This is a genomic window from uncultured Campylobacter sp., assembly GCF_938031315.1.
In the GTDB taxonomy this organism is placed as follows: domain Bacteria; phylum Campylobacterota; class Campylobacteria; order Campylobacterales; family Campylobacteraceae; genus Campylobacter_B.
In genome coordinates this window covers 1-5,359 of sequence record NZ_CALHHT010000037.1, presented here as the reverse complement: position 1 = coordinate 5,359, position 5,359 = coordinate 1, and the positions used below count along the sequence as shown (strand labels likewise).

7 protein-coding genes are annotated in these 5,359 nt (G+C 44.5%); 2 read left to right on the top strand and 5 right to left on the bottom strand.

Translation table 11 applies throughout. From position 1 onward, the window contains the following. From Q0236_RS01055 to Q0236_RS01035, 5 genes are all read right to left on the bottom strand, one after another. On the bottom strand, positions 1-504 hold a 504-nt coding region (locus Q0236_RS01055; RefSeq protein ID WP_297913989.1), incomplete at its 3' end, for a hypothetical protein. A gap of 62 nt (positions 505-566) precedes the next feature. Then, complete coding sequence (locus Q0236_RS01050; protein ID WP_297913986.1) at positions 567-950, bottom strand: transporter; 384 nt, start codon at positions 948-950, stop codon at positions 567-569. Positions 951-1,274: 324 nt separating this feature from the next. After that, positions 1,275-1,829, bottom strand: a complete 555-nt coding sequence (locus Q0236_RS01045; RefSeq protein ID WP_297913983.1) for a hypothetical protein — start codon at positions 1,827-1,829, stop codon at positions 1,275-1,277. A gap of 696 nt (positions 1,830-2,525) precedes the next feature. Beyond that, the gene (locus Q0236_RS01040; RefSeq protein WP_297913980.1) at positions 2,526-3,482 is read right to left on the bottom strand and encodes a cation diffusion facilitator family transporter; all 957 of its coding nucleotides are present in this window, start codon (positions 3,480-3,482) and stop codon (positions 2,526-2,528) included. Positions 3,483-3,516: 34 nt separating this feature from the next. Next, positions 3,517-4,410 carry an ABC transporter six-transmembrane domain-containing protein gene (locus tag Q0236_RS01035; protein ID WP_297913977.1) on the bottom strand — a complete coding sequence of 298 codons (894 nt, stop codon included), beginning with the start codon at positions 4,408-4,410 and terminating at the stop codon, positions 3,517-3,519. Positions 4,411-4,574: 164 nt separating this feature from the next. Between Q0236_RS01035 and Q0236_RS01030 the strand changes: the two genes are divergently transcribed. Together Q0236_RS01030 and Q0236_RS01025 are read left to right on the top strand one after the other, a co-directional pair. Beyond that, positions 4,575-4,949 carry a cupin domain-containing protein gene (locus tag Q0236_RS01030; RefSeq protein ID WP_297913974.1) on the top strand — a complete coding sequence of 125 codons (375 nt, stop codon included), beginning with the start codon at positions 4,575-4,577 and terminating at the stop codon, positions 4,947-4,949. Between the two features lie 214 nt (positions 4,950-5,163). Further along, positions 5,164-5,359: NAD(P)H-binding protein (locus tag Q0236_RS01025; protein ID WP_297913971.1), on the top strand; the 196-nt coding region annotated here is incomplete at its 3' end.

The window sequence follows — 5,359 nt, the reverse complement described above, 5'->3', positions numbered from 1 at the left end:
TATAATTACTAAGAGCGCGATTATAAGCAGTACTATCAATAGTGCTTTGTCAATTTTGTAGTGTCTTTTGCTACTGCAATTTTGCAAAAATTTCCCAAGTTCGTATTCGCTATTCCTAAATAGCCGAACTGTCCAAATTATCCCTAAAAATAGACACATTGCTGAAAATGCCGCATTTGACTTTTGCCATACGAATATACCGAAGATCATAAAAAACGATAGTACGCTTACGATCGATATGCCTATCGTCGCAAAGGCGATGAAAAATATGAAATTTAGCTCGCAATCGATGCCTAAAATGCGAAAGTCGATAATTTTATCGGCAATATAAAATGCTAAAATTATCGTTAGGATAGCTTCTGCGATCTGAACGTCTAAGGAAGCATAATGCAAAAAAGGCATGTCAAAAACCATACCTACGCGTAATAAAGTAAAGCCGAGCGAGAACGAGAATATGCCCGTCAGTAAGATGCCTAAAAGCAATTTGTAGAAATATATTTTCATACGCAATCCTTAAAATTCTGCGAAATTATACGAAACGATGGCTTAAAACTTTAATCGTAAATTTAGCGTAAGCTTTGAAATTTTTCACGTATGCTGCAGGCAACAACGCAGAGCGAATATAAAAAACAGATATATGCCGCAAGCGGGACAAAAGCGACAAATCCCGAAGCATAAACTAAAGCGGCTAGCACATATGTCGCATTTGCCAGCGCAGGTATGCTATAAGTCCAAAGCTCTGGCTTTTCAAAAGGGGTGTAGATATTATTCAAATACAAAGCTAAATTTACGACAAGCAGTAGAAAAAATATATAATTCTTTTTCATAAAAGGAAAAGCGGCGCAAACCAAGACTACTATCAAATTTAATGCGATAAGAAAACCTATGTAATTAATATCTATAAAGGCGCAAAGTAAGCCTAAAATCGCGATTAATATATCTCTTTTCATATCTAATTGCCGTCCTTTTCAATTTCTGTAATTATAATGCGTGAGTTTAAATTTTGACGAAAAGACGTTTCCCAAAAAAGAACTTGTAAATTAGGTATTTTATGTTTTTGCGCACCTTGGCTCCCTGAAATTTCGCGAGATTATACGTCAAATTTGCTTTTAATCGGCTCAAAGCGGCAGGAAAATTTAATGAGTTAAATTTAGCCAAAATTTTGAGCGTAGTTTAAATTTGCGGCTCGATTTACAGCTTAATTTGCGGCGCGGAATTTTAAAATTTAGCGGTGCGAATCACGCTGGGTGTAGATGCAATTTGCACTGCTACTTTTATGCGAGCTTGCAATAAAGCATAAAGCAGGCTATGAGCGCGAGCAGTATCGCTACGATGATGCGGAGCTTAAAATCTACGTTAAAGCTCGCGCTTAGATTTTTCAAAAGCCCGCTTAGCATAAAACCAGAGCGTTTAAATAACGCGTATGTTAGGCACACAGACAATAAAAATGCACCGCAGAAAAAGTAAAGCTCGTACCGTAAAAGCAAGAATCCAAATAGCAAGCACAAAGAGCCTATCACGATCATCGACGCAAAGCAGGCACAAAATGTTATGAAAAACATAAAATCCAGCTTGCAATCTATGCCTAGAATTTTGTATCTAATCATCCTAAATGCGAAATACCCGCCGAATAAAAAAGCGGACAAGAGCTTTTGCGCAAACGTGAGAAAATAGGCAAAAATAGGCGAGCGTGGGGCGAAGGCAAAATCGATTTCGACCCCGAGCTCGTTTAAAATAGCAAAAAGCATAAATCCCGCAACGCCGAAGCTTGCATAAGAGATCAAAAGCGAGATGAAAATTATCCGTATGGGGCTTTTGTCTTGGTTCACGAGCCATCTCCTTTAGATTTCCCAGATTATATAAAATTCCTGCTTTCCTCGCTATAAAATTTAGATAAAATTTTGCTTACTCGCGGTATTTGAAACGTGTGGAATTCTGATTTTGCAGTTAAAATTTGGACTAGAATTTCGCGACGGAATTTGATAACAAGAATTCCGCAGCAGAATTCCGAAGTAAAAATTTTGTTGCAAGAATTCTACAAAAAAATCCCGCAATTAAAATTTTAAAATTAGAATTACGTGCTTAAAATTCCGTCGCGCCGTGCGGGTAATTCATGCCTATGAAATTTAGCGCAGACGGGCGAAATTTAAACGGGGGCGTTTGACTAAATTAAAACCATTCCGTGCGTCCGATAAATTTCGCTGCATTTGCTAGCCTGGCCGTTTCCGTTAAATTTAAAATTTTACAAACGCGTATAGATGCCGTTTTGAATGATGCGGCGACCCGCTGCGTAAAATTCTACTATTTTGCGCGTGCGGCACCTGATTTTGAAATGGCGTCCGCGGGGCGAAATTTTAAAATTTCACCACGCGTAGGGATTTAAAATTTCATAACGAGCGCAAAATTTTAAAATTTGAAACCTCAAAATTCTAAAATTCCGAAATCTCGCGGCGCGGGCAAATTTTAAATTTAAAAACCGAGCCAAATTTTAAATTTCAAACCGAGCGGAATTTTAAATCTAAATTTTAATGACTATGCCCTAAATGCCCGCCCGTATCGCTTGATCTTACTTCGCAGATTAGCTCGTCAGCGCATTCGTTGTCGCTGCTTTCAAGCTGCAGCGTCGTGTGCGTGATGCCCAGGTGCTCCATTTCGTGCGATATTTCGGTCATGATCCGCTCCGCCTCGCGCACGCGCAGCTCGCCGCTGACCACGATGTGAGCCGTGAGCGCGTTTGCGCCGCTTGTTATGCTCCAGACGTGCAGGTCGTGCACCGAAAGCACGCCGTCCACGCCCCTGATCTGCGCGACGAGCCCGTCCAGGCACACGCCCTTTGGCGAGCCCTCCATCAGGATGTTTAGGCTCTCTTTTAGCACACCCCAGCCGCTTTTTACGATGAGTGCCGCCACGAGCAGGCTAGCCGCCGCGTCCGCCCAGCCCCAGCCAAAGCACATCATCGCCAAAGCCGCCGCGATCGCGCCCACTGAGCCCGCAGCGTCGCCAAGTACGTGTAGGTAGGCGCCGCGCATATTGACGTTTTCTCTCACATCGCCGCCGTGCAGCATATACAGCGCCACGACGATATTTACGACAAGTCCCAGCGTGCTGATGGCGAGCATCCCCGCGGTGGCTACTTCGGGCGGATTTTGTAGGCGCCGCGCCGCCTCGATGACGATAAAAACGGCGATGACGATGAGCGTGACGGCGTTTATCGTCGCGGCTAAAATTTCGATCCGTCTGTAGCCGAAGGTCTTTTGCAGATTGCCCTTGCGTTCACCGAATTTAAACGCAAACAGCGAAAGCCCGAGCGCCGCGGCGTCCGAGAGCATGTGTCCGGCGTCCGAGAGCAGGGCGAGCGAATTCGTCGCCATGCCGCCCGCGACCTCGATCAGCATAAAAGCGGATATTATAAGGAAGGAATTTCTCAAAATGATTTTATTTGACGCGTGCGAATGCGCGCAATGGGCGTGGTTTTCGTGCATTTTAAACCTCGTTTTTCGGCAAATTTTAGATACATTATACCCCAAAAAAGCGCTTAAATTTTATCCATATCGCCTTCTGGCTCGGCGATTGTGCGCTTGCCGATGTCTTTAACTTGCTAAACTCTTCCACTAGCCTCGGCGCGTCATCAAGACTGATCGCAAACGTCCAAAGATAGGTGAGCACCGAGTAGATGTGACCCGCGTTTGCCTGCTTGTGTGATAGCAAAAATATCGCCAAGCTAAAAATCGCCGCCGCGCTCGCACCGATGATAAAAAAGCTCATCGCCTCTCTGTTTGATATGCGGATACGAAGCTTTGAAAGTACGTCGTAGTGGCGCTTTAGCGTGCGCTCATCGCCTGCGTTTATGCGTCCTGCCTCGCGCTCTAGCTGGTTGTTTAGCTTTAGATACAAGCGGTCGTTTTTGGCGATGTATTTGGGTAGCAAAACTCCAAAAATCGCAAGCAGGGCAAAAACTGCCAAACCTACGTAGAACTCGATAAATAAAAGCATGATCGCCGAGCCGAAAATCGAGACGACCGAGGTAAAAAACACCGGAAAATGTTGCTCGAAAAAATCCACGAATTCGCGAGATAAATTTGCCCTTGCGATTATGACGCTTTCGTCTTTTGCGGCTCTTTTTTCGTTCATTATCACGCTTACGGCAAGTCCTGCATATATCCTAGTAAACACCTGCGTATCCACGCGCCGTCTAATCGAGCCAAGCCCCCAGCCCACGAATACCATGCACGAGTAGCTAAGCGCCAAAAGCGTATCGCCCGCTACGATGGCGTTTATTGCTATGCCGGCTAGTACGGGATAGACGAGAAACAGCCCGTTTTCCGCCAAAACTAGACTAAACGTAAAAAACAGTTTTTTAAAGTTTTTCTTTGCTATGAGCGTTAGCGTCTTAAATGCGCTATTTTGCATAAAATTCCTTTGTTTAAAATCGCGCGGATTTTAGCTGATTTTAAAATTTGCGTCAAATTTTGCGGAATTTCTGCTGTAACTCTTGACATTACAACAAAATTTTATTATACTTCGCCCATCGGTTGTAAGTTATAGCATTACAACAAAAATCTAAGGAGAAAAAGATGTCAAACTACAAGATCGTTTCAACGAAAAGCGAACCGAGAGTCGAGCTAAAAGACGCTCTAAATTTAAGCGGCTGCGAGCTTTCTATCAATGAGCTTCCCGCAAACGCGAGCGTGCCGTTCGTGCATTCGCACAAGCAAAACGAGGAGCTTTACTTGGTGCTAAAAGGCGGCGGCACGCTTTTCATCGACGGCGAGGAGAAGGCGGTCAAAGAGAGCGACGCGATACGCATCGATCCGGCAGGCAAAAGATACTTTAAGGCGGGCGCGCAGGGGATGAAGTTTATCTGTATCCAAACTAAACGCGGCAGCCTGGAGCAGTATACTAACGGCGACGGCGTGATAAACGACGACGTAAAGCCTAGCTGGCTGTAAAATTTCGCAAGATAAGCATGTGGCAAAGCGCGGGTGTAAATTTTAAACCGTGTGGCGGGCAAGACGCGCCCTGCGGGGCGGGCGCAGCGGCTGCGACGACGACGATAGGTGATCGTATGATAGAGTATATCAGTCGCGGCGGCAATTAAATTAGCTTGCCGCAACGATAGGCAGCTGCGTCAGCAAACAAAATCTAAATTTAAAAGGATATAAAATGAAAAAAGTAGCAATCATCGGAGCAAACGGAAAATCAGGTTCAAATTTGGTGCAAGAAGCTCTAAAACAAGGGCATGACGTCACGGCGATCGTGCGAAACAAAGAGTATAAAAACGGCGACGTAAAAGTCGTTTATAAAGATGTTTTTGAGCTTAGCAAAGCCGATTTGGAGGGCTTTGACGCCGTTATCAGCG